The following is a 22,793-nucleotide window of genomic DNA, read 5'->3' on the forward strand; positions in this document are numbered from 1 at the left end:
TTCTATTATTTAGGGATTAATTAAGAATCGATGTGTATAAAAAGCTTTAGTATGAGGATGAGGGGGAGTATACGAATGATTTTTCGTGAAAAAAATGAGAAGGAAAGTATATTAATTCGTCAACATAATCATGGTTTTTTAGCTGGAGAGATTGCAAAGCATATAAAAGAAGACTTTTTTGAAGGTAAAACATATGTAAAAGAAACAGTGGATGCAATATATGAGCATGACAGAGGATGGATAGAGCTAGATAAAGTACCAATTTTAAATGATGCTAAAAATATTCCATATACATTTATGGATTGTCCAAGCCCATTACGTTTTGTTTTTTATACGATTGGTTTGAATGAAATTGAAAATTCTAATCCATACGGGGCATTGCTTTGCAGTAAACATTTTTTATCATTTCCACTAAACGAGGAAGATGAAGAGATGATGTCATTTTATAAACATGAATTAGAACGGCAAAAAAGAATTTTGAAAACGTTAACAAAGGAACAGTTTGCGATGTTTGATAAACATTATAGATTATTAAAGTTTTGTGATGAACTTTCTTTATACGTATGTATGAATAAGCCTGGTGTAAAAAAGAAAGATGAAATTGATTTATTTAAAGATGGTTTTGAAGGAACAGAAGTGTTTAATAGTAAGGATGAGAAACTTATTCAAGCTGAATGGGTGGACGAGGAAACAATTCGGATTACACCATTTCCATTTCAAACGGAATTTCATACGTATGTAAAATATAAAACGATAAATAAACATGAAATGAAAGAAAAAGGGATTGCAAAGGTTGATAGAGAATCGGAAACGAAGAAACAAATTATTCGTTTCATACAATAGGGAGGTAATATAAATTGAAAGATTATATATTAAAACAGTTTGATTACCACGCTTGGGCTAATACTAGATTATTCAATCGATTAAAAGAGTTACCAAACTATGAGACAATTTTTAATGAGCAGATACAGAGTGTATTCCCATCCATTAAGGATACTTTTGTGCATATTTATATTACAGATCAAGTGTGGTTACACATATTGCATGGTAAAAGTATGAATGAAACAATACAAGACCGAGAAAATTTACGAAAACAAATTGAAACTAAATCGTTACATGAATTAGAAAAAATGTTTGAAAACATGGCAAATCAATATAAAGACTTTTTAATTACAATACAAGATGTGAATGCTGTATTTGTTATTGAGAACCCATATGCAGGGGCATTAGAAACTTCAATTTTAGAGTTAGTACAACATGTCGTAAATCATGGTACATATCATAGAGGAAATATAACAGCGATGATCCGTCAACTTGGTCATTCGTCGACAATGATGGATTTTGTACTGTATTTACATATGGTTAAAAAGCAGGGAGAGTAATATAGTTTGTAAGAAGGAGAGGCTTTAATTATAGAAGTCTCTCCTTCTATTTTATTCCGCATTCATGGTAGATCGACTGATTAAAGTTTTCTTAAGAAGCTTTATTTTCTTGTAATTGCTTAGCGTATTGTACAGCCTTAAATGCATTGACTCTACCATTTTTCCAGTACGTACCTGTACCACTAATTTTATCAGAAGTTGACTCAATAATTTGGCGGATTTGTGTATTGCTATATCCTTGATTTGCTAAAAGGGCAGCGACTCCTGCAACATGAGGTGTTGCCATAGATGTACCACTTAATGATTGATACGTGCTTCCTTTATATGTGGAATATATATTTGAACCTGGTGCTGCAACATCTACCCAGCTACCATAAGTAGAAAATGAAGATTTCTTATCTGCTTGATCTGTAGAAGCAACTGCAATCACTTCGCTGTAATAAGCAGGGTAATTAGCTTTTGTATTTCCAGCATTTCCAGCAGCTGCAACTATAACAGAGCCTTTATTCCATGCATATTGAACGGCTTGTTGTAATGCAGTACCACCATTTGGAGCTCCTAAACTTAAACTAATTACTTTTGCACCCGAATCAGCAGCTTCTCGAATACCTTGCGCTACAGCATCAAGAGTACCACTTCCTTGATTGTCTAATACGCGGACAGCATAAATTGAAGTTTGTGGGGCAACACCAGCAATGCCGACACTATTATTCGTAAGTGCTCCAGTAATTCCAGCACAATGCGTACCATGACCATTACCATCATCAGATGTATTGTCATTATCAACATAATCATGCCCGTAAATTACTTTTGAAGCCAAATCAGGATGTGAGCCTTGAACTCCTGTATCAATAATAGCTACTTTTACACCAGGATCACTTCGTTGGCTATCCCAAGCTTGTGGAGCTTGAATTTTTTGTAATCCGTATTGATTATTAAAATATGGGTCGTTTGGAGTCCAAAAGGCGTGAACGTAATAATTCGGTTCTGCATATTCTACATCTGGATTATTTTTATAACTCTTTATTTTTTCTTTTACAGTACCTTTTGAAAATTGAACGACTTCAAAACCTAACTTATCATCTTTAGATAAGACATTAGCTCCGACAGATTTATGAAAAGATTGCACATTACTTAAAGATGCATTTTGCTTGAACTTAACGATTAATTGGTTAGGAACGTAATCAGTAGATGATGTTTCAGCGCTTGAAGTATTCGTGTTAAAGAAGAAACCACCAATGATAAATGATAAAACTGATAGGAAAACAATGATTTTGTTTTTCAAAAGATTTTTCCTCCCTTTTCTTGGATGAGTTTTTCAGCGACACTTTAATGTCGCATTCCTTTTCAACTATATAGTTAGACCATACGATTTATGACATTTATGTGAAAAACTTTTGGAGGAATAAAAAGGAGTAAACATTGATATAAATATATTTTTAATGATAGTAATTAAGTAAAAGAGGGGATAAAAAAAGGAATGCTCATCATGTATGAGTCATTCCTTTTTTCATAGATTAACTTGCCTGTTTTTTATTATTTTCTTTCAATTTTTCTGCTTGTAAAAAGCGATTCGTTTCAGCAACAACTATGCCACTTAAACCAATTAGCCCTATTAAGTTTGGAATCGCCATAAGTCCATTTGCAATATCAGCAAATGTCCATACAATGCCTAGTTTTAAATTAGCCCCAACAGCAATCATGACGATAAAGATTGCTTTATAATATTTAACAGCACCTTCTCCAAATAAATAAGCCACGCATTTCTCGCCGTAATACGACCATCCTAAAATAGTAGAGTAGGCAAATAATATAATTGCGATACCAAGAATCATACTACCTGCAGTACCAAATACAGATTGGAAGGCTAATGTGGTAGCTTCAACACCGGTTTTTCCTGACTTCCATGCACCTGTAGTAATTAATACAAGTCCTGTAATGGTACATACAATAAACGTATCTAGAAAAGTACCAGTCATTGAAACTAAAGCTTGTTTTGCAGGTGAATCTGTTTTTGCAGCAGCCGCGGCAATAGGCGCACTACCTAAACCCGCTTCGTTCGCAAATACACCGCGCGCCATTCCGATTTGAATAGCTGATGCAACTGTTGCACCGATAAAACCTCCAGCAGCTGCAGTACCAGTAAATGCGCCAGAAAAAATAAGCGAGAATGCTTCTGGAATTTGATCATAGTGATAGAAAATAATAATAAGACCAGCAATGATATAAAAGAAAGCTTTAATAGGAACGATATATCCTGTCACTTTCCCAATTTTTTTCACACCGCCTAAAATAACAATAGCGATTAAAAACGACATGAATATACCAGTTAGAGCAGGAGGGAAAGAGAAATTAATTCGCATTGCCTCTGCAACTGAGTTAGATTGCACCATATTACCGATACCGAAAGAAGCGGTTGTACCGAATATAGCAAATAAAACCGCAAGCCATTTCTTACCTAAACCACGTTCTAAATAGTACATTGGTCCACCTGAATATTCACCATTTTCATTACTAACACGGTATTTCACCGCAAGAATTGCTTCAGCATACTTTGTTGCCATACCGAACAACGCAGTAATCCACATCCAAAAGATTGCACCGGGTCCACCGATTGTCACAGCAGTTGCAACACCGGCTATATTTCCCATACCAATCGTTGCTGCCATAGCTGTCATAAGTGCTTGGAAGTGGCTAATATCTCCAGAGGAAGATGTATCTTCTGATTTTTTAAATGCTAGTTTGTGAGCGTATAATAGTTTACTAAACTGTAAACCCTTTAAACGAACTGTGAGGATGATACCAGTACCAACGAGTAACAACAACGTTGGTAATCCCCACACATAGTGATTCATTTGTTCTAATACTTTACTTACTGTCTCCATCTGTATTCTCCTTTTTTAGAAAAAATAAAAACCACTTCAAGTAAATGAAATGGTCTCTGGAGAAACAAGGGATAGAAAAATAAACCGATACAAATCGGCTTTTTCTTTCGCTTGTCTCTGTCCTTTTACCTGAGAGATTATCCGCTATAGTAGCGGATTTGCTCCTTCGGTGCTCGTTTTCCTCCGCGCTACATAAAGCGAGAGGGAGTCTCTCCAGAGATTCGTCCCCATGCAGTTCTACTTGTAATCAAGACCTGAGAGTTTCAAAGTTGGTTTTACAACTTTTTGCCCCGTCGGTAGATCAATTGATCTTCTCCTGAATGGTTCATCCGAATTATAAAATTTATAAAAATATTGATTGTAAATCAATAAAAACATTATAGTCAGTCAAAATGTGAATTGCAATCTTTTTTTATTTTAAAATAATAACTAGTTTCAAATATTTCAATGGCTATGTTATTAGTTGGCTTATTTGCACTCATATATTTGGACAAAGAATCTAAAATTGAAGATTTTCCAGTACCAATGTCAGCAATCCATATTAACGATGATAAGGAAGCAGATTATAAATACATAAGTGTAATACCTATTACAAAGGCAAGTGGATGGGAGAATTTAGGGGGAAATGGGCATACTGTTAGTTTCAAAAAAGGGGAGAGGAATGTAACTGTAATACATTATCCGAGAGAACTAGCGTATTATTTATTTGAGCCAAAGGTGAATAAGGGAGATAAGATAAAGATGTAATTCGTTACGGATTACATCTTTTCTTTTGATTCTGAATTATTTGAAATATAATCAGATAGATGGTTTGATATATGTAGTAATAAATATGATTCGTTCTATATGTAGATAAGGAGCACTGAAGAGACTATAAAAATATTATGTAAACTAAAGGTTGTAAGTGGAAGATAAATTATATCCTAAGGAGGAACTAAAAATGTTACTAAAAACAATATACTGTAAGGTAGAAGAAGAGAAAAAAGAGTTATTTTCAATGGCACAAGAAAAATGGCGTGATATACAGCATTTAGATGGATTTCATGGACAATTGGGTGGATGGAATGAAGATGAGGCATGTGTATTTACTTTATGGGAAGATCAAAATGCATATCAATCATTTATGAATGGTGCTCACGATACCATTTATGTAAATAGTAATCAAAAGGATACGTTTCTTTCATGTGAAATTGAATTATTTCAAACGTTGTATGATATAAATGATTTGCCTTTGAAAGACGTTGTTAAAGAAGGATCATTCGTAAGAGTTGCTATATGTGATGTAATGGGGGGAATGGAAAAGCAGTTTTTACATAAACAAGAAACAATTTGGAATAAAGGGATGGAAAAAGCAAAAGGGATGCTAGCTGGAGTTATTGGGAAATCTTTAAAAACTGGAAATCGTTACATAGTGTTAACTTATTGGAAAGATGAAATGGCACATCAAAATTATGTAGAAGAGATTCTCCCTGAGCTGTATAAACTAGCTAATATTCATGAGGATTTAGAAAATATAAGAGGTAAACAAGCTGTATGTAAGGAAGAGTGGTTTGTATATTAAGTGTACAAAACGTGCATAAATGAATGTATAATAAAGATATTTTCTTATAAACGAGTAATTAATAGAAGACGTTATATACCCTTTCATGTTAATATATTTAAGTTATAATAGAAGGCTTACCCTTTTGTATTGTACGGTAGAAGCAGTGTGAGCTTGAAATTTTGTTTAGAAAAGGATGTGCCTAATTTGCGTATCAATAAATTTATTAGTGAAGCTGGAAAAGCGTCTCGACGTGGAGCAGATAAATTAATTAATGAGAGAAGAGTAATTATTAACGGTAAGGTTGCAAAAATTGGTGACCAAGTAAATCCAGGTGATGATGTGCGCGTAAATGGAGAGCAACTTCGTATTGCTCGAGATCACGTATATATTGCTTTAAATAAACCAGTAGGTATTACATGTACAAGTGAAAAAGCTGTAAAAGGTAACATTATCGATTTAGTGAATCATCCTTTACGAATTAGTCATATTGGACGTCTTGATAAAGACTCAGACGGTTTAATTTTGTTAACGAATGATGGTGATATCGTTAATGAAATTTTACGTGCTGAAAACAAACATGAGAAAGAATATATCGTTTCAGTAGATAAGCCAATTACACCTGATTTTCTAGAGAAAATGGCAGCTGGTGTGAAAATTTTAGGAACGAAGACGCTTCCTTGTGAGATCACGCAGTTATCAAAATATGAATTCCAAATTATTTTAACTCAAGGGTTGAATCGTCAAATTCGTCGTATGTGTGAAGCTTTAGGTTATCAAGTATACACGTTAAAGCGTACGAGAATTATGAATATAGAATTAAATAATTTACCTGTTGGACAGTGGAGAGATTTATCGAAGAAAGAGAAACGACGTCTATTTTCAGACTTAAATTACGAACCACAAGATTGGTAAAATTGAGAAGGGGAAACCAAAAATCTATTTTTGGTTTCTTTTTTATTTAATAAAAAATCATTTTTAAACACTTGCAAAAATAAAATGAATAAGATATAGTAAATAACAATTAATGGATGTACTTTTAAAAGCAAAGAAAAGGACACGAGTTATTTTATCCGGTTATACAGAGAAGGAAGGAAAGCTGAGAACTTCCTAACGCAGAAAAATAACTTACCACCTTAGAGCTGCACTGGGGAAACTAAGTATCTAGTGCCGTGTAAGCGACGTTATCGCAAAAGAAGCCATTATGTTTTTTGTGATGGGAATCTGGGTGGAACCACGAATATAAGCATATTCGTCCCTAATTTTTAGGGATGAATATGCTTTTTTGCATTCAATTTCATAATAAGCGAAGAAAAGGACACGAGTTATTTTCCCTGGTTATACAGAGAAGGAAGGAAAGCTGAGAACTTCCTAACGCAGAAAAATAACTTACCACCTTAGAGCTGCACTAGGGAAATTAAGTATCTAGTGCCGTGTAAACGACGTTACCGTAAAAGAAGCCATTATGTTTTTTGTGATGGGAATCTGGGTGGAACCACGGGTAAAAGCACACTCGTCCCTATTTTAGGGATGAGTGTGCTTTTTATTATGAAATGGAGAGATGAAAAATGAAAGAACAGATGATTGAAATTAAATTTCCAGATGGTAGTCTTAAAGAATTTGTCAAAGGAATTACTTTAGAAGAAATTGCTGGATCCATTAGCAGTAGTTTAAAAAAGAAAGCAGTCGCGGGGAAAGTAAATGATCAGTTATTTGATTTACGCCGAAACATTGAAAATAATGCGAAAGTAGAAATCATTACTCTAGATTCAGACGAAGGGGCAGAGATTGCAAGACATTCCGCGGCACATATTTTAGCGCAAGCTGTAAAGAGAATGTATGGTAATGTAAACCTTGGTGTAGGGCCTGTTATTGAAAATGGATTTTATTATGATATGGATCTTCCGAGTAGTGTGAACGTAGAAGATTTACCGAAAATCGAAAAAGAAATGAAAAAAATTATAAATGAAAATGTAAAAATAGAACGAGTTGAAGTCTCAAGAGAAGAGGCGAAAAAACTGTTTCAAGAAATGAATGATCACCTGAAATTAGAATTGTTAGAAGCAATTCCTAGTGAGGAAAGTGTAACACTATATAAACAAGGTGAATTTGTAGACTTATGTAGAGGACCTCATTTACCGTCAACAGGCTATTTGAAAGCCTTCCAATTAACTCACGTTTCTGGTGCATATTGGCGAGGTGATAGTAACAATCAAGTGCTTCAGCGTATATATGGTGTTGCGTTCTCTTCTCAAAAAGAATTAGAAGAGTATTTACATTTCGTTGAAGAAGCCGCAAAGAGAAATCATCGTAAGTTAGGTAGTGAGCTAGAGTTATTTATGTTTTCAGAAGAGGCTCCGGGAATGCCATTTTATTTACCGAAAGGACAGATTATCCGAAATGAATTAGAAGCATTTTTAAGAGGAATTCAAAAAGAGTATAAGTATCAAGAAGTACGTACTCCATCTATGATGAACCAAGAATTATGGGAGAAATCAGGACACTGGGGACATTACAAAGACAACATGTATTTCTCTGAAGTAGATAATAAAAGCTTCGCATTAAAACCGATGAATTGTCCTGGTCATATGCTAATGTTCAAAAATAAATTGCATTCTTATCGTGAATTACCAATTCGTATGTGTGAGTTCGGTCAAGTACACCGACACGAATTTAGCGGGGCATTAAACGGATTATTAAGAGTACGTACTTTCTGCCAAGATGATGCTCATTTATTTGTAACTCCAGAACAAATTGAAGATGAAATCAAATCAGTAATGGCGCAAATTGATTACGTTTATAAAACTTTTGGATTCGAATATGAAGTAGAACTTTCTACTCGTCCAGAAGATTCAATGGGTGATGATAAGTTATGGGAGCAAGCAGAAGCAGCATTAGAAAATGTATTACATTCATTGAATTATAAATATAGACTAAATGAAGGTGACGGTGCATTTTACGGACCGAAAATAGATTTTCATATTAAAGACGCTTTAAATAGAAGTCATCAGTGCGGAACAATTCAGCTAGATTTCCAAATGCCAGAGAAGTTTGATTTAAATTATATAGATGAGAAGAATGAAAAGAAAAGACCAGTTGTCATTCACCGAGCAGTATTAGGATCTTTAGATCGTTTCTTAGCAATATTAATTGAGCACTTTGGAGGTGCGTTCCCGGCATGGGTAGCACCAGTTCAAGTGAAAGTCATTCCAGTTTCGAATGCAGTCCATGTACAATATGCAGATGAAGTTGCAGATAAATTAGCACAAGCTGGTGCTCGTGTGGAACGAGATGTTCGAGATGAAAAGTTAGGATATAAAATAAGAGAAGCACAAATGCAAAAAGTTCCTTATGTTCTTGTTATTGGGGATAAGGAAATGGAGAACGGATCTGTAAATGTACGTAAATATGGGGAAGAAAAATCAGATGTAATTGAACTAGATATGTTTGTGGAAAGTATGAAAGAGGAAATAAATAATCGGAAATAAAGTTTTAAAAAACACACACCAATTCAAAATGGTGTGTGTTTTTTTACCTTACAAAAATGTAAGGTAAATGTAAGCGAAATCGAAGGAACGAGTTGTAGAAAAGTGAGAATATGAAATAGGAAAAAGGTTTACATAACTCATGTAATCTTTTCTGATTGAAAAATTAAAAAATTCTTAAGGATTTACATGAGAAAAAGATAAGAAATATGTGAGAAATTACTTGTATACAAAAGGGATGGAGTGAAAGAGATGTCAACAAATGTAGTTACTGTAGAAAGTGTAGAAAAAACGTATGGGAAAAGAAATGAGAATCAGTCAAAGGCATTAAGGGGTGTGTCATTAAGTATTAAAGAAGGGGAGTTTGTCGGGATCATGGGTCCTTCTGGATCTGGAAAAACGACTTTACTTAATGTGATTAGTACATTAGATCAAGCAACGGGTGGCAGTGTGACAATAGCTGGTACAAATATTACTTCTATGAAGGGGAATGCATTATCAGATTTTCGATCTCAAAAATTAGGGTTCATCTTTCAAGATTTTAACTTACTAGAAAACTTATCAATTTATGAAAATATCGCTTTACCGCTTTCTCTGCAAGGCGTACCTTCAAGTGAGATTACTGGAAAGGTGAATGAGGTTGCGAAGAAATTAGGGATTACTGAAATTTTAACGAAATATCCAACTGCTGTTTCTGGTGGACAAAAGCAAAGAACAGCGGCAGCACGAGCTTTAGTACATAATCCAGCAATCGTATTAGCAGATGAACCGACAGGAGCGCTTGATAGTAAAAATGCAAAAAGCCTATTAGAAGCGATGCAAGATTTACATGAAAATCACAATGTAAGTATTTTAATGGTAACGCATGATGCATTTAGTGCGAGTTATTGTGAACGTATTTTATTTATTCAAGATGGTCTTCTTTATAAAGAGTTAAAGCGCCAAGGAACGCGGGAAAGTTTCTATCAAGATATTTTAGGTGTGCTCGCTCATATGGGCTCAGCTGCTGAGTCTAAGTAGGGGGGCGAGACTATGTTATTCAAATTATCACGTCATAGTATGAAAAAGATGTTAAAAGATTATATGGTTTTACTTATTGGTCTCGTTATTAGTATTAGTATCTTCTACATGTTCCAAACGATGGCGATGAATAGTGAATTTACTAAGGATAATAGTCTTATTAGTAGTATTAGACTCGTATTCTGGGTAGGGGCAATACTATTATCTTTCATTACTGTATTTTATATTATATATGCCAATTCTTTCTTACTCACATTAAGAAGAAAAGAACTCGGTATGTACATGATGCTCGGTGCGAAAAAGAAAAAAGTAGCACAGTTATTATTTATTGAAACATTCGGTATGGGTATTGTCAGTATTATTATCGGGATCTTAGTAGGGATGTTACTTGCAAGTGTAGCAGGAAACTTTTTAATGAATGGTATGGAAATTTCAGCAAAAGGTAGTTATTCATCTGTATATACACCAGCAATTTTAGTTACAGCTATTTTCTTCTTAATACTATTTTTTATTACTGGTTTGATGAATAGCATCCGGTTATTACGTAAAACAGAACTAGAGTTGATTCGTGAAGATGAAACACTAGATGAAGTGAAGAAAAGTAAAACTCGCATTATTGTAATGACTGTACTTGGTGTATTACTAGTAAGTACAGGATACTACTTTATGATAAATATAAAAATGTTTGCTGAAATCGGTTTTATAATAGCGACAATCGTTACAACACTTGGAACATATTTTATCTTTAGTTCATTGCTCCCATTTTTTGTGATGAAAATTAAAGGGAATAAAAAACGAAATGAAATGGGCTTAAATAGTTTTACATATGCACAGCTACGCTTTCGTGTAAATAGTTTATCGAGAGTATTAGGTACGGTAGCGATGTTAATTGCATTAGGCGCAGGTGCGATGACGGCAGGGATGGCATTTCAAAAAAATGTCGGTATTATGACAGACTTTTCTCGTGTATATGATGTCGTAATTCATGATCCAAATGATCAAGATACAGCGGCCTTAAAAGAAATGGAGATTGTGGAAGAAAGCAAGTATAAGTATAAAGTAGATGGAGAAGCGGTGTATTATTTACGTAACGACTTAACTGCGAAACCACCACTCGTTTCCGATCACTTTGATACAAAAACTTTAAAAGAGCCTGCTCGTAAACGTGTGGCTGAGCCTTTAACTGAACCTGTTTATTCTGCTTTGGAAGCTCCCGAAGCAGCCAATAAATTTCCTCGTATGCCAAGGGATTGGGAAGATGCGGTTGTAAGAGAAATACAAATTACACATAATCAATTTAACGGAAAACCTGTAAGAATTGCTGATGAAGAACACTACAAAGCCGTTCAAGGAACGGAACATAGTGTAACATTAGCAAAAGTAGACGATATGAAAAAATATAAACCGTTGTTGCTCGATATAGATAAGAGACAAAAAGAATTAATTGAAAAAACAACAGGCGCAAAAGTAGAACTGTATACAAAAATGACAATTTATCAGTTTATGAACAGTTTCATGAGTGGAACAATGTTTATGGGATTCTTCCTCGGAATTGCCTTTTTAGCAATGATGGCAAGTTCGCTTATGTTCAAAATATTAACAGGTGCTTCTCGTGATGTACGCCGTTATGAAATGTTACGAAAAATCGGTGTAAGACGTAGTATGTTAACGAAAAGTATTTATAAAGAGATTTCATATTTATTTATCTTCCCAGCAATTATCGGAATTTCCCACGTGTTAGTAGGGCTTAACTTATTCAGTTTTATATTAGTTGACCCGTTTGTAAAAGTGTGGGTGCCAATAGGGATTTTCTTAGTCATTTATTTCATCTATTACTGGATTACTGTTCAACTTTATAAAGGTATGGTAATGCCGAAAGAAGAGGTAGCGAAATAGTTAAAGAAAAAAGTCTTTGTTTTGAAAACAAGGGCTTTTTTCTTTATTTCTAATACTTGTGATCGAGTCTTTCTATAGGGAAGTATTGAAAATTAAGAAAATATTAAGAGTTTATATAGCGGAAAGTTAAGAAGTGTATGGGATATTAAGTACGTGCAAAAGAGCAAGATGAAATTGCAGAGAGGAATTGTTATATATTCATATTATTTTGAGGGAGTTTTACAGAATTAAATTGATGTTTATATAAATTTAAAAGAAAGGAGACTACTTATGAAGAAGATAAAAAAATTAATAAAACTTATTGGTGTCATCACTACACTATTATTAATCGTTGCACTAATATTTCCTACATGGACTTCGCAAATAAAAGGGAAGAACAGTATAAGTATATTAGAGCAAGTAGAGGTAAATGGAAGTGGTCATGAAATTATGATACGCGGAAAAGATAAGAACAATCCGGTTATTATTTTTGTACATGGTGGACCAGGTACTTCGGAAATACCATATGCTCAAAAATACCAAAACTTATTGGAAGAGAAATTCACAGTTGTTAATTACGATCAAAGAGCGAGTGGGAAGTCTTATCATTTCTTTGAAGACTACTCTAATCTTACATCAGATCTTCTTGTAGAAGACTTATTAGCTATGACAGATTATATTTCAAAACGTCTTGGTAAAGAAAAAGTAATATTGGTTGGTCATTCTTACGGTACATATATCGGAATGCAAGCTGCCAATAAAGCTCCTGAAAAATATGAAACATATGTTGGCATAGGGCAGATGAGTGATACAGTAGAAAGTGAAATGGATAGTTTAAACTATGTGATTGAACAGGCACAAAATGCTGGGAATACAGATGAGGTGTCCTATTTAAATGGGTTGACTGAAAAAATTAAAAATGGTGATACATACACTCCACGAAATTATGTTGTGAAATACGGTGGAACATCAAGACTCATTGAAAATCCAGATGGTGATAATATCGGGATGTTACTTAGTAATGAATATAGCTTGTTAGACGTAATTCGTTATAACGTTGGATTATCACATTCTCAATCTGTCTTATTAGAAAAGGATTTAAAGAATCCATTGCCTACTAAGGTGACTAAAATGAAGCTACCATTTTATTTTCTTATGGGGAAATATGACTATAACACTTCATTTCATGCAGCAAAAACATATTTTGATACGATTGAAGCAGATCAAAAAGAATTTATTATTTTTGAGAAATCAGCTCATTATCCACAATTTGAAGAGAAAGAAAAATTTTATAAGTGGATGTGCGATACATTCATAAAATAAACAAAGTATATCCGAATTTTAGAGAATTAAAAAAGTTAGCAAGACGTAAAAAGATCTTAGCTACATATCATTACGTGAAGCGAAGTTAAATAAAAAGACTCTTGTATAAATGACAAGAGTCTTTTTACAATGTTCTCTATATAGAAGGAAAAGATTGGATAATGGTCGAAAAATATAATATAACTTCCGAAAAATGACTGGAAAAATACTATTTTGTCGAGAGAAAGGTGGTGAAAACAATGATTAGAAAGAAAGCAGTGAAAGTATTACGTAAACAAAAGAAAAGAGAAACCATACAACGATTCACTCAGAAGCAGAATATCGGCCGAGCTTGCCTGACTGCAAAAGAATTCCGCTTACTGCAACGCATGTCACATAGTTCAAAAGCATTGCGAAATGTTGGATTGTACACGATTAAACAAAGTTATTTGAATCATAACAAGATGGCTGCTGTAAAAGAAGTGGACACTGCCATGCAAGCCGATATGAATTATTGGGGCGTTCAATCAAACTCTGTGCAGGCTATTCGTAGAACCCTATATACAGAAGCGAAGAGTTTTTTTAAAGCAATGGAACAGTGGAAGAAAAATCCTGATAAGTTCACAGGGCGTCCTAAGTTTCCGAATTACTCTGGTTCCACTGACAAACGTATCATTGAAATCTATCAAGTTCCAAAAGTTGATGATAACGGGTATTGGATCATTCCCATGAATGTTGCATTTAGAAAAAAATTCGGTTCCATTAAAATACGTATGCCTAAAAATTTAAGAAATAAAAAAATCTCCTACATTGAGATTGTACCGAAGCAAAAAGGTCGGTTCTTTGAGGTGCATTATACATATGAGATGCACGTTTCTCAAATGAAGAAACAATCCACGACTACTAGTAACGCTTTGAGTTGCGATTTAGGTGTAGATAGATTAGTAAGTTGCGTAACAAATACAGGTGATGCATTTTTAATTGATGGGAAAAAATTAAAATCTATTAACCAGTACTTCAACAAAATGATACGTAATCTCCAACGGGAAAATATGGAAAACGGACTTTCAAAAAGAGTTGTAACGAATCAAATGGCTGCACTTTGGAATAAACGAGAAAGACAAATAAATGGTTATATTTCACAAACTGTAGGTCTGTTGTTCAAAAATGTGAAAGCATTCAACATAGATACGGTTGTCGTAGGGTATAACACTGGCTGGAAACAAGAATCTGATATGGGGAAAAAGAATAATCAAAAATTTGTTCAAATCCCATTTCATAAATTGATTTCAGCAATTGAGAATAAATGTGTAAAAGAAGGAATCCGATTTTTGAAACAAGAGGAAAGCTATACCTCAAAAGCCAGTTTCTTAGACAAAGATAGGATTCCTGTTTGGTCTAAGGATGATAGAACTCACTACCTTTTTAGTGGTAAACGAATGACTCGTGGTCTGTATCAAAGTAAATCAGGAAGATGTATTCATGCGGATATTAATGGTGCGTTGAATACATTGAAAAAATCAAGAGTTGTAGAATTAGATGAGAATCTTAAAGTGAAAACGCCGATTCTATTAAGAGTGCAAAAACGTAAGGCTGTTGCTTCGTGCATAGCTTAGTGGGTGCGTCAACCATCCATGTGTACTCGACTTGTCGGGACTTGTAGCACACGCCGGAGTCATCTGAGTGGTGGCTTCTTCCAAAAGGAAGAATTGCTCTTTTTCGAAAGGGTGGTGCAAGTGGGAAAACGATAGTTCGTTGCCAGTACCAACCAAAAACTTACTTGGGGTGTTACCGTAAGGTGGCATGAATTCTAGAGCGTCAAACTGTCTGAAAAGACCTAGATTTCTAACCCAAGCCCCACTGAAACGTTTCAATTCAGTGGGGTAGTTGACGTTAAATGAAGTTTTAACGTTTGACAGTGGAGCGGAAGTTGTGCCGTTATATTTGCGTGTGACATTTCAAATTATAGTACTTGTATGCCTTGCTGTACCAACGGTTATGTTGTATGTAGCGCAAGAAGTAAAGCGTATTAAGAAAGAAGAATTTATGTTGGCAGCTACTGTGCTCGGCGGAAGTAAGTGGCATAGGTTGAAGCGCCATATATGGCCGCATATGTTACCATCATTTCTTTTATTAGTAGCGCAACAATTTGTAAGTACTTTATTACTACTTTTACACCTTGGTTTATTGCAATTATTTTTTGGTGGAACAATAACCTTCAGTGGAATGGATCCAGATAGTGTAACAAAGGAATGGACGGGTCTAATTGGTCAAAACTTCCGCCATTTAACTACACATACGTGGATTGTACTTATACCAATTGCTTTTTATAGTATGACAATTTTAGCTGGAAATCTAGTTAGTAATAGTATGCAAGATGCGATTAAACTAGGAAATGTAAAAATGCCTAAGAGCAAGGATAAAGAAGTAAAGGAAGAGAAACGAGTACAAACACAAACTAATGTGAATGATTTTTCTTTTTATAGAGAAATACAAAAATAAAAAAGATAGCTGAAGACAAATCGTTTTCAGCTATCTTTTTGTTTATAGTGGAGGTAAATCAATCTTACCTTCTTCAAACAATTCTTTTATCATATGCTTCGTATAACCAGCGGCTTGACCAAAGGTGATTTTTGCTGGCATTGGTGCTTCGTTTGCATCTACAACTACATCAATAATACATGGTCTATTTTGTTTTACCGCACTTTCGAAAGCAGGAAGTAGCTCATCTACATTCTCAACACGATATCCAATACCTCCGCACGCCTCTGCGTATTTTGCAAAATCAGGGTTTGTTAAGTCTGTACCAAATTCAATATTCCCCATAACTTCTTGTTCGAATTTAATCATGGCGATCTTATTATTATTTAAAACGATGACAACGATTGGCAGCTTATATTTAACAGCTGTTACGAAATCGTTCATTGTCATTCCGAAACCCCCATCACCACAAACAGCAAATACTTGTTTATCCGGGAAAGCAATTTTTCCAGCAAGTGCACCAGGTAAACCACAGCCAAGTGTTGCGAGCCAGCTAGAAATGATAAATTGTTGGTTTGTCATACGGAAGTGTCTTGCAGTCCATACTGTTACATTTCCGACATCGACTGATAATATTGCATCATCATGAGCGACTTGTTGCAGTGCATGCATAACGCGTTGTGGCTTAATTGGAGTAGAAGAATCGTCTTCTTGATTGTGTAATTTTTCTTCCCACTTTTTCATCATTTCTTGATGATGCACTAAGAAGGAATGGTCCTCGTGCTTTTCTACATTTTCAATTAACCATTTTAATGTTTTATCAGCATCACCGGCTAAGCCTATATCTGTGGCATAACGTTTTCCGATTTGGGCAGGATCTGTATCGATATGGATTGTTTTTGCTTTTTCAGGTAAGAAACCAGTGAACGGATAAGAAGTACCAACCATAATTAAAGTATCCGCATGTTTCATTGCTTCATAAGAAGGTTTCGTTCCGATTAATCCTAATCCACCAATGCAAAGAGGGTGTTCATCAGGAATAATGCCTTTAGCTGGTAATGTAAGTACGATTGGAGCACCAATGTGTTCTGCGAATGTAAGTAAGGATTCTCTTGCATGTTTCGCACCTTTTCCAGCTAAAATAACAGGCTTTTTCGCTTCATTTATTGCGATTTTCGCTTCATCTAAATCTTCTTTTTGTGGAAATAACTCAGGCGAAGTAAAAGAAGTATTTGTAACACGGGCACCATTTTTCACTTCGAATTTCGGGACATCATCTGGAATCGTAAGAACAGATACACCTTTTTTCGTATAAGCCATTCTAATTGCTTGATTCACGACAGCTGGTAGCTGTTCTGCTGACATAATGCGCTGGTTATAAACCGCAACATCATCGAACAATCTTTCTAAGTTTACTTCTTGGAAAAAATCCGTCCCGAGTAAATCGGTTTCTACTTGACCTGAAATTGCTAGTACAGGAGCCTTGTCGAGTTTGGCATCATATAAACCGTTTAATAAATGAATAGCACCTGGCCCTGCAATTGCCATGCAAACACCAAGTTTTCCTGTTAATTTTGCATAAGCAGCAGCTGCTAATGCACCAGCTTCTTCATGGCGAACTTGAATGAATTTAATTTTATCTTGTTTTTTTCTTAAAGCTTCAATGATAGAATTGATAGAATCTCCAGGCATACCGTATATGTGTTCTACTCCCCAGTCAATTAATAAATCAACTAATGCTTCACCAGCTGTTTTCCCAAACATAATTGTTCCTCCTTATAATAGGTAGATAATATTATGTTTTGGATAAAAAGGGAAAATATACAAAAAAGAAAATTCATCCCACTATTTTCGAGCCAAGAAGCAATGTGGGATGAACAAAAGTGTTACTTTAGTAACTTTAATGATGACCAGCGAATAGAGTGAACACTGTTATTAGTAAAAAACCACTAGTTGCCCACGTTAGAAATGTCAGGAAAGAGAGCTGTTTCTTAGCTTTCCAAAGCATTTCATGAATTGTGACATATCCAAGTGAACCAATAGCACTTCCCATAATGAGTCCTTGTAAATGAAGAGCTTTTCCTTCCATCAAAATTCCAAAAACAGTACCGGTTCCGAGAATAAGTGAAAGTAATAAAGTCGTTAATAAAAAGGAAATGTATTTATGTTTTGTAAAGAGGAAGGGGATGATTAATGCTAAGCCTTCAGGAATATGGTGAATTACAATTGCAAGTAAAAAAGGAAGGGCAGAGTCATTATGATTTATAAATGCTGTACCTAGTGCAAAGCCACTCGGCAAATTATGAATAAATATAGCAAAAGAAAGAAAAAGGAAAGTTTGCCACGCTTGTTGATCTTTTTTATGTATCGTTGGATGATGACAATAGTTATCTAATAAGCTCATAACTAAAATACCGATAGCTATACCAAGTATAGGCCCGATTATTTCATAGCTTGCAAATGTTTCAGGAATAATTTCAAGGGATAAAAGACCAAGCAAAATTCCGCCACATAATGCATATAAACGATGCATTTTTTCTTCAATTAGCTGGCGCGTAGCAATGCCGACAGCACCGCCTAATAGTAATCCACCGAATGAAAAAAATGTAACTATCATAGGAATCCATAACCGTTCCATCGTATCACACTCCGATTCTTCCACTTATTTTTAGCTTACGAAAAGGAAAGTTAGATTAGTCCAAGTAATTGTGTTTGATTATAGAGAAAAAACTAATAATTCGTTATAATTTATATATTAAATTTAAGTGGAAATATGAAATGAGGAATAATTTTGCAAACAAATTGGAGTCTATCTGAATATGAAAATCCAAAACGATATGATATAGAAAATAAAAGTTTATCAGATTTTCCATTCTTACTATCATGGGCACAAAAACTAAATATACAAAATGAATGGGTTTTAGACATTGCCTGCGGAACAGGAAGAGTTACACTTCCATTCATAGAAAACGGATATCAAATGATTGGTGTAGATATACATGAAGGCATGCTTGCTGAAGCGAAGAGAAAATCTACGGAGTATAAAAAAGTAAAATGGCTACAACAAGACTGCTTACAATTAAAGATTGAAGAAACGATTCCGTTAGCATTTATGGCTGGCCATGGATTTCAGCATTTTCTTACGAATACAGATCAAAATAAGTTATTAACATCTATACATCATGTGTTAGCCGATAATGGTATATTCATATTTGATACACGTTTTCCTTCTAAAGAAGAATTAATACAACCATCTACAGAAGAATATTGGACCACTGTTAATGATGAAAAGGGCAGAAAATGTGATCTATATACTGAAATGACATATGATTCAATTCAACAAATACAACACTACATAACAACAAGAAGGTTTTATAAAAATGATGTGCTAGTGGAGGAACTGAAAACAACGATAGATCTTCGATATACGTATCCGCAGGAGTTAGAAAGATTACTAGCAGGGAATGGTTTTGAATTATTACATATATATAATGATTGGGAAGGGAACGAATTAGGGGAAGATTGCTACTCAATGGTGGTTGTTTGTCGGAAGAAATAATAGTGATATTATAAAAATAGGAGTGTAAAAACTTTTAAGGAGAGAAAAAATGTCTTGGTACTTAGATAATGTTTATGAATTAAATAAAGAAGCGCCATATACATTCTACCTTCCTAGCTCAAACATTTTAGGGGAATTAAAGGTTGGAGATTTAGTAAAGTTAATTTTTGTAACTAAAAGCGAAGAAGATGATGGATTTCATGGTGAAAGAATGTGGGTTGCAATCACTGAAATGAATGAGGGGGGATTTATAGGGAAGCTCGACAATGAACCATATCGTTTATCTTTAAAAATAGGTGATGAAATTTCATTTGGAGTCGAAAATATATGTGATACGGAATATGATGATCCATCTTCACAAGATTGGGATTTTTATTTTGATACGAAAGTAATTGTTAGCAATGATGTTATTGAAAAAGAAGAATTTAACTTTTTGATTAAAGATAATCCAACAGTAGAAGGCATTCCTGGTTGGTCAATTTTGAGTGGCTATGAAAGTGATGAATATGTAAATAATCCTGAAAACTTTCAAATTATTTCAGTAGGAGTCATATTGAATATAGATGATTCTATTTTAAAATTTCTTGAGGAGCCACCTTTATGTGCATATGAAAGAAATGATAAAGGTAGATTCTATAAGATTGAAGACTATGATTGGGATGCGTATTTAAATGGATAGAAGAATTTACTACGTTGTAAAGAAAAGTACATTTTGTTTCGGAATCATATTAACGTTATTTTTAAGTGGATGTATCAGTTTTAGTAAAGAAACGACAGATACAATTTACGTAATTCCTGAAGAATACGAAGGGGATTTAATTGTACTATATAACGTACCTGGTGCGGAGCCGTTACAGGAAGAAGATGGATTTAGTGTTGTTACTTTCTCAGCTGACGGTATTGCTGTGACATCTACACAAAATATGAAATATGGTACAGTGAATGATATATATTACACAGTAAATAAAGAAGGGAAGCGTACGAAGCTTGATTCTAGCTGTATACGCCTTGTCTCAACTGGAAGTAGAACCGAAAATTCGTGGGAATTCCCACTTGCAAACTTAGAAGTAACTCGTACAGCATGTTCTAAAGAATTTTCAGCAAATGGTAGAGAGGTACCAGAGAACCAAGAACATCCTGCTGAAAAGAAGATGAGAGATTTAATGCAGCATGTCCAAGAACAGTATATGAAAAAAGTGAAATAGTTAGTATATTAGATGGAAGAAATTCATAAGTAGTATAAATTGAAGAGAATAGTAGTAAATGGAGGAACTAATTATGCAGCAAATTAAAAAAATAGGAAACTCATTTTGGTATATGACACCAGTTTCTGAAACAGATAGACCTATATTAGGAATGGTTGTTGGAAAAGAAAAAACTTTAATGATCGATGCAGGGAATTCAGAAGAACATGCACAATTATTTTTAGAAATGTTAAAAGAACAAAATGTATCGAATCCTGATTTTGTAGCACTAACGCATTGGCATTGGGATCATATTTTTGGATTGCCTGTACTACAAGATGCATTGTCTATTGCACATTCTGAAACGAAAAAAGAGATGAGCACACTGGTTTCTTATGAATGGACAGATGAAGCTTTGGACACACGTGTAAAAGAGGGTACTGAAATTGAATTTTGTGCGGATTGCATCAAAAAAGAGTTTGAAGAAAAAGCGAGAAATATTAAAATCATTCCTCCAACCTTAACGTTCCAGGATCGAATTGAATTAGACCTTGGTGAAGTGACATGCGTGTTAAAACATGTCGGCGGAGATCATGCACATGATTCAGTTGTTATGTATATAAAAGAAGAGAAGATATTGTTTTTAGGAGACTGTATATATGCAGATATTTTTTCTTCGAAGTGGAACTATACGACGAAACGAACTTTTAAATTAGTAGAAGAGTTGGAGAAGTTTGATGCTGAAACCTATATACTTTCTCATGGGACAGCGATAAATCGGGATGAGTTTTTACAAGAAATGCATTTGCTGAAAACAGTAGGAACATATACAGAAGCTCATAAAGGAGATGAAGAGAACATAAAGCAAGCGTATAAACGAGACATAGATAGAGAATTAAATGAAGATGAATTAGAAACAATAACGTTTTTTGTAAATGGTTATGAAATGGTGAATCTATAAAACGAAACTTTAATCAGATAACATTAAACTACACAAAAAGAGTATTGAATTAACTTTCAATACTCTTTTTAATATTAAGTTCCAACCAATTTCTAATTATTTTTACTGCACCATCTGAAGCTACATCATTTTTGGGTTTTTCATATAGATAGGTTTTTAATTTGAGACTTTCTTTGCTAACCCAGTTATATAGTCGAAAAACTCATTGTGGTTTACATCATATACGACATTTACAGGTCGTCCATCAGCAGTTTCCTCTGTACGTCCTTGGCTTGGTCCATATGTATGAACAATACTATTAATCGTTTGAATTTTTGCAAGGCTAGTGTTTCCGACAAGCGCGGTAGTTAGTACATCCCATAAATAATAAGTAGAGTTCGTTGAGAAGTGAACGAGAGGGGGAACCATTGCATAGCATTGACCAAGGAAATCCATACCAATATACTTTCGTTCTTTTGCCCACTGTTCACGTATGTTTATAGTTAACGGAACTTGGTTTGTACTTTCTAGTGTCACTAAGTCGATTTTAATTTTTGCATCCCATACACGAGCTACTGCTTCAGGGTCCCAAAACGAATTCCACTCAGCTGTTCCATCATGCTCTGGTTCATGTACATTGCCTGCTGTAAGAAATGTACCACCCATCCAAACGAGACGTTCAATTTTATCTTCGATGATGGGAGCTTCATATAATGCACGAGCAAGGTCAGTTAGGGGCCCGGTAAATAATAAAGTTGTTTTTCCTTCCGTTTGTAGAAGCGTTTCTATTAAATGGTGATGTGCGGGTTTTGCCGCCACGGGTGTTACAACTTTTCCAGACTCATTTAAAATTGGTAAAGCATCTACATAAAATGCATGCATCCGCCAGTCTTTTGGAAACGGGTTTTGTCCGCGAGAGTTTGAAGCGGCTACTGCAATATTACCTTTGCCGAAGCGATCGATAATTTTACGACTGGCAGACATTGCGGGTTCTAAATAGCAGTCTGCTGGGATAACAGATACACCGGTAAGTACAACATTTTCCATTTGAAGTAATAAAAATAATGAAATTAAATCATCTACGCCGCCATCATGATTGAAGTACACTTTTTTCATCATTGTAATCTCCATCCTATTTGA

At 34.6% G+C, this 22,793-nt stretch carries 19 protein-coding genes, 1 pseudogene, 1 riboswitch and 2 other annotated features; of the genes and pseudogenes, 15 read left to right on the top strand and 5 right to left on the bottom strand.

The window, feature by feature from the left end:
• The first annotated feature begins 75 nt into the window (after nt 1–75).
• Together KVT31_RS20360 and KVT31_RS20365 are read left to right on the top strand one after the other, a co-directional pair.
• On the top strand, nt 76–843 hold the full coding sequence (locus KVT31_RS20360) for a DUF3891 family protein (RefSeq protein WP_088096380.1): 768 nt from the start codon (nt 76–78) through the stop codon (nt 841–843).
• Between the two features lie 14 nt (nt 844–857).
• The gene (locus KVT31_RS20365) at nt 858–1,382 is read left to right on the top strand and encodes a DinB family protein (protein ID WP_088096381.1); all 525 of its coding nucleotides are present in this window, start codon (nt 858–860) and stop codon (nt 1,380–1,382) included.
• A gap of 91 nt (nt 1,383–1,473) precedes the next feature.
• Here KVT31_RS20365 and KVT31_RS20370 read toward each other — a convergent pair whose 3' ends face one another.
• Together KVT31_RS20370 and KVT31_RS20375 are read right to left on the bottom strand one after the other, a co-directional pair.
• Nucleotides 1,474–2,667: a S8 family peptidase gene (locus KVT31_RS20370; protein ID WP_088096382.1), complete on the bottom strand. Its 1,194-nt coding sequence runs from the start codon at nt 2,665–2,667 to the stop codon at nt 1,474–1,476.
• 232 nt (nt 2,668–2,899) lie between these two features.
• A complete protein-coding gene (locus KVT31_RS20375) occupies nt 2,900–4,267 on the bottom strand; it encodes an alanine/glycine:cation symporter family protein (RefSeq protein ID WP_088096383.1) in 1,368 nt (455 codons plus the stop codon).
• A gap of 107 nt (nt 4,268–4,374) precedes the next feature.
• Nucleotides 4,375–4,494, bottom strand: a riboswitch (glycine riboswitch).
• 220 nt (nt 4,495–4,714) lie between these two features.
• Here KVT31_RS20375 and KVT31_RS20380 point away from each other — a divergent pair.
• The 9 genes and pseudogenes from KVT31_RS20380 to KVT31_RS20420 all read left to right on the top strand — a co-directional run.
• The gene (locus KVT31_RS20380; RefSeq protein WP_088096384.1) at nt 4,715–5,014 is read left to right on the top strand and encodes a hypothetical protein; all 300 of its coding nucleotides are present in this window, start codon (nt 4,715–4,717) and stop codon (nt 5,012–5,014) included.
• Between the two features lie 193 nt (nt 5,015–5,207).
• A complete protein-coding gene (locus tag KVT31_RS20385; protein WP_088096385.1) occupies nt 5,208–5,828 on the top strand; it encodes a YdbC family protein in 621 nt (206 codons plus the stop codon).
• A 186-nt stretch (nt 5,829–6,014) separates the two neighbouring features.
• Nucleotides 6,015–6,722 (top strand): pseudouridine synthase, encoded by a 708-nt coding sequence (locus KVT31_RS20390; RefSeq protein ID WP_140392455.1) that lies wholly within the window; start codon nt 6,015–6,017, stop codon nt 6,720–6,722.
• A gap of 124 nt (nt 6,723–6,846) precedes the next feature.
• Nucleotides 6,847–7,070 (top strand) — a binding site (T-box leader).
• Nucleotides 7,071–7,107: 37 nt separating this feature from the next.
• Nucleotides 7,108–7,331: a binding site (T-box leader), on the top strand.
• Between the two features lie 44 nt (nt 7,332–7,375).
• Nucleotides 7,376–9,295: a threonine--tRNA ligase gene (gene thrS / locus KVT31_RS20395; protein ID WP_088096386.1), complete on the top strand. Its 1,920-nt coding sequence runs from the start codon at nt 7,376–7,378 to the stop codon at nt 9,293–9,295.
• Between the two features lie 249 nt (nt 9,296–9,544).
• The gene (locus KVT31_RS20400; RefSeq protein WP_000106430.1) at nt 9,545–10,312 is read left to right on the top strand and encodes an ABC transporter ATP-binding protein; all 768 of its coding nucleotides are present in this window, start codon (nt 9,545–9,547) and stop codon (nt 10,310–10,312) included.
• A 12-nt stretch (nt 10,313–10,324) separates the two neighbouring features.
• Nucleotides 10,325–12,208 carry an FtsX-like permease family protein gene (locus KVT31_RS20405; RefSeq protein WP_088096387.1) on the top strand — a complete coding sequence of 628 codons (1,884 nt, stop codon included), beginning with the start codon at nt 10,325–10,327 and terminating at the stop codon, nt 12,206–12,208.
• Between the two features lie 270 nt (nt 12,209–12,478).
• Nucleotides 12,479–13,510 (top strand): alpha/beta hydrolase, encoded by a 1,032-nt coding sequence (locus KVT31_RS20410; protein ID WP_088096388.1) that lies wholly within the window; start codon nt 12,479–12,481, stop codon nt 13,508–13,510.
• 239 nt (nt 13,511–13,749) lie between these two features.
• Nucleotides 13,750–15,105 (top strand): RNA-guided endonuclease TnpB family protein, encoded by a 1,356-nt coding sequence (locus tag KVT31_RS20415; protein ID WP_088096389.1) that lies wholly within the window; start codon nt 13,750–13,752, stop codon nt 15,103–15,105.
• Between the two features lie 277 nt (nt 15,106–15,382).
• Nucleotides 15,383–15,991 (top strand): annotated as a pseudogene (locus tag KVT31_RS20420) (ABC transporter permease subunit); the annotation flags it as partial.
• A gap of 42 nt (nt 15,992–16,033) precedes the next feature.
• Here the strand turns inward: KVT31_RS20420 and KVT31_RS20425 are convergent.
• Together KVT31_RS20425 and KVT31_RS20430 are read right to left on the bottom strand one after the other, a co-directional pair.
• Nucleotides 16,034–17,734: a pyruvate oxidase gene (locus KVT31_RS20425; protein WP_098342542.1), complete on the bottom strand. Its 1,701-nt coding sequence runs from the start codon at nt 17,732–17,734 to the stop codon at nt 16,034–16,036.
• A gap of 136 nt (nt 17,735–17,870) precedes the next feature.
• Nucleotides 17,871–18,608 (bottom strand): ZIP family metal transporter, encoded by a 738-nt coding sequence (locus KVT31_RS20430; RefSeq protein ID WP_098342541.1) that lies wholly within the window; start codon nt 18,606–18,608, stop codon nt 17,871–17,873.
• A gap of 153 nt (nt 18,609–18,761) precedes the next feature.
• On the opposite strand from KVT31_RS20430, the gene KVT31_RS20435 reads away from it, so the two are divergent.
• The 4 genes from KVT31_RS20435 (at nt 18,762) to KVT31_RS20450 (ending at nt 21,674) form a co-directional block, all read left to right on the top strand.
• Entirely contained in the window at nt 18,762–19,529 is a 768-nt protein-coding gene (locus KVT31_RS20435) for a class I SAM-dependent methyltransferase (protein WP_098342540.1), read from the top strand.
• Between the two features lie 49 nt (nt 19,530–19,578).
• Nucleotides 19,579–20,208, top strand: a complete 630-nt coding sequence (locus tag KVT31_RS20440) for an immunity protein Imm33 domain-containing protein (RefSeq protein ID WP_217613542.1) — start codon at nt 19,579–19,581, stop codon at nt 20,206–20,208.
• Nucleotides 20,201–20,734 (top strand): DUF6843 domain-containing protein, encoded by a 534-nt coding sequence (locus KVT31_RS20445; RefSeq protein WP_098342538.1) that lies wholly within the window; start codon nt 20,201–20,203, stop codon nt 20,732–20,734. Before KVT31_RS20440 ends, KVT31_RS20445 begins: the two co-directional genes overlap by 8 nt.
• 73 nt (nt 20,735–20,807) lie before the next feature.
• Complete coding sequence (locus KVT31_RS20450; RefSeq protein ID WP_217613543.1) at nt 20,808–21,674, top strand: MBL fold metallo-hydrolase; 867 nt, start codon at nt 20,808–20,810, stop codon at nt 21,672–21,674.
• A gap of 156 nt (nt 21,675–21,830) precedes the next feature.
• Here the strand turns inward: KVT31_RS20450 and KVT31_RS20455 are convergent, their stop codons facing one another.
• Nucleotides 21,831–22,784, bottom strand: a complete 954-nt coding sequence (locus KVT31_RS20455; RefSeq protein ID WP_217613544.1) for a nucleoside hydrolase — start codon at nt 22,782–22,784, stop codon at nt 21,831–21,833.
• Nucleotides 22,785–22,793: the final 9 nt, after the last annotated feature.

The organism is Bacillus sp. GbtcB14 (assembly GCF_019091205.1).
GTDB classification, from domain to species: domain Bacteria; phylum Bacillota; class Bacilli; order Bacillales; family Bacillaceae_G; genus Bacillus_A; species Bacillus_A cereus_AG.

Bases quoted from the DNA above. Each gene is read 5' to 3' on its own strand.
- KVT31_RS20450 (WP_217613543.1), top strand. From the start codon at position 20,808: ATGCAGCAAATTAAAAAAATAGGAAACTCATTTTGGTATATGACACCA.
- KVT31_RS20400 (WP_000106430.1), top strand. From the start codon at position 9,545: ATGTCAACAAATGTAGTTACTGTAGAAAGTGTAGAAAAAACGTATGGG.
- thrS (WP_088096386.1), top strand. From the start codon at position 7,376: ATGAAAGAACAGATGATTGAAATTAAATTTCCAGATGGTAGTCTTAAA.
- KVT31_RS20425 (WP_098342542.1), bottom strand. From the start codon at position 17,734: ATGTTTGGGAAAACAGCTGGTGAAGCATTAGTTGATTTATTAATTGAC.
- KVT31_RS20455 (WP_217613544.1), bottom strand. From the start codon at position 22,784: ATGGAGATTACAATGATGAAAAAAGTGTACTTCAATCATGATGGCGGC.
- KVT31_RS20410 (WP_088096388.1), top strand. From the start codon at position 12,479: ATGAAGAAGATAAAAAAATTAATAAAACTTATTGGTGTCATCACTACA.
- KVT31_RS20415 (WP_088096389.1), top strand. From the start codon at position 13,750: ATGATTAGAAAGAAAGCAGTGAAAGTATTACGTAAACAAAAGAAAAGA.
- KVT31_RS20380 (WP_088096384.1), top strand. From the start codon at position 4,715: ATGGCTATGTTATTAGTTGGCTTATTTGCACTCATATATTTGGACAAA.
- KVT31_RS20375 (WP_088096383.1), bottom strand. From the start codon at position 4,267: ATGGAGACAGTAAGTAAAGTATTAGAACAAATGAATCACTATGTGTGG.
- KVT31_RS20405 (WP_088096387.1), top strand. From the start codon at position 10,325: ATGTTATTCAAATTATCACGTCATAGTATGAAAAAGATGTTAAAAGAT.
- KVT31_RS20430 (WP_098342541.1), bottom strand. From the start codon at position 18,608: ATGGAACGGTTATGGATTCCTATGATAGTTACATTTTTTTCATTCGGT.
- KVT31_RS20385 (WP_088096385.1), top strand. From the start codon at position 5,208: ATGTTACTAAAAACAATATACTGTAAGGTAGAAGAAGAGAAAAAAGAG.
- KVT31_RS20440 (WP_217613542.1), top strand. From the start codon at position 19,579: ATGTCTTGGTACTTAGATAATGTTTATGAATTAAATAAAGAAGCGCCA.
- KVT31_RS20360 (WP_088096380.1), top strand. From the start codon at position 76: ATGATTTTTCGTGAAAAAAATGAGAAGGAAAGTATATTAATTCGTCAA.
- KVT31_RS20445 (WP_098342538.1), top strand. From the start codon at position 20,201: ATGGATAGAAGAATTTACTACGTTGTAAAGAAAAGTACATTTTGTTTC.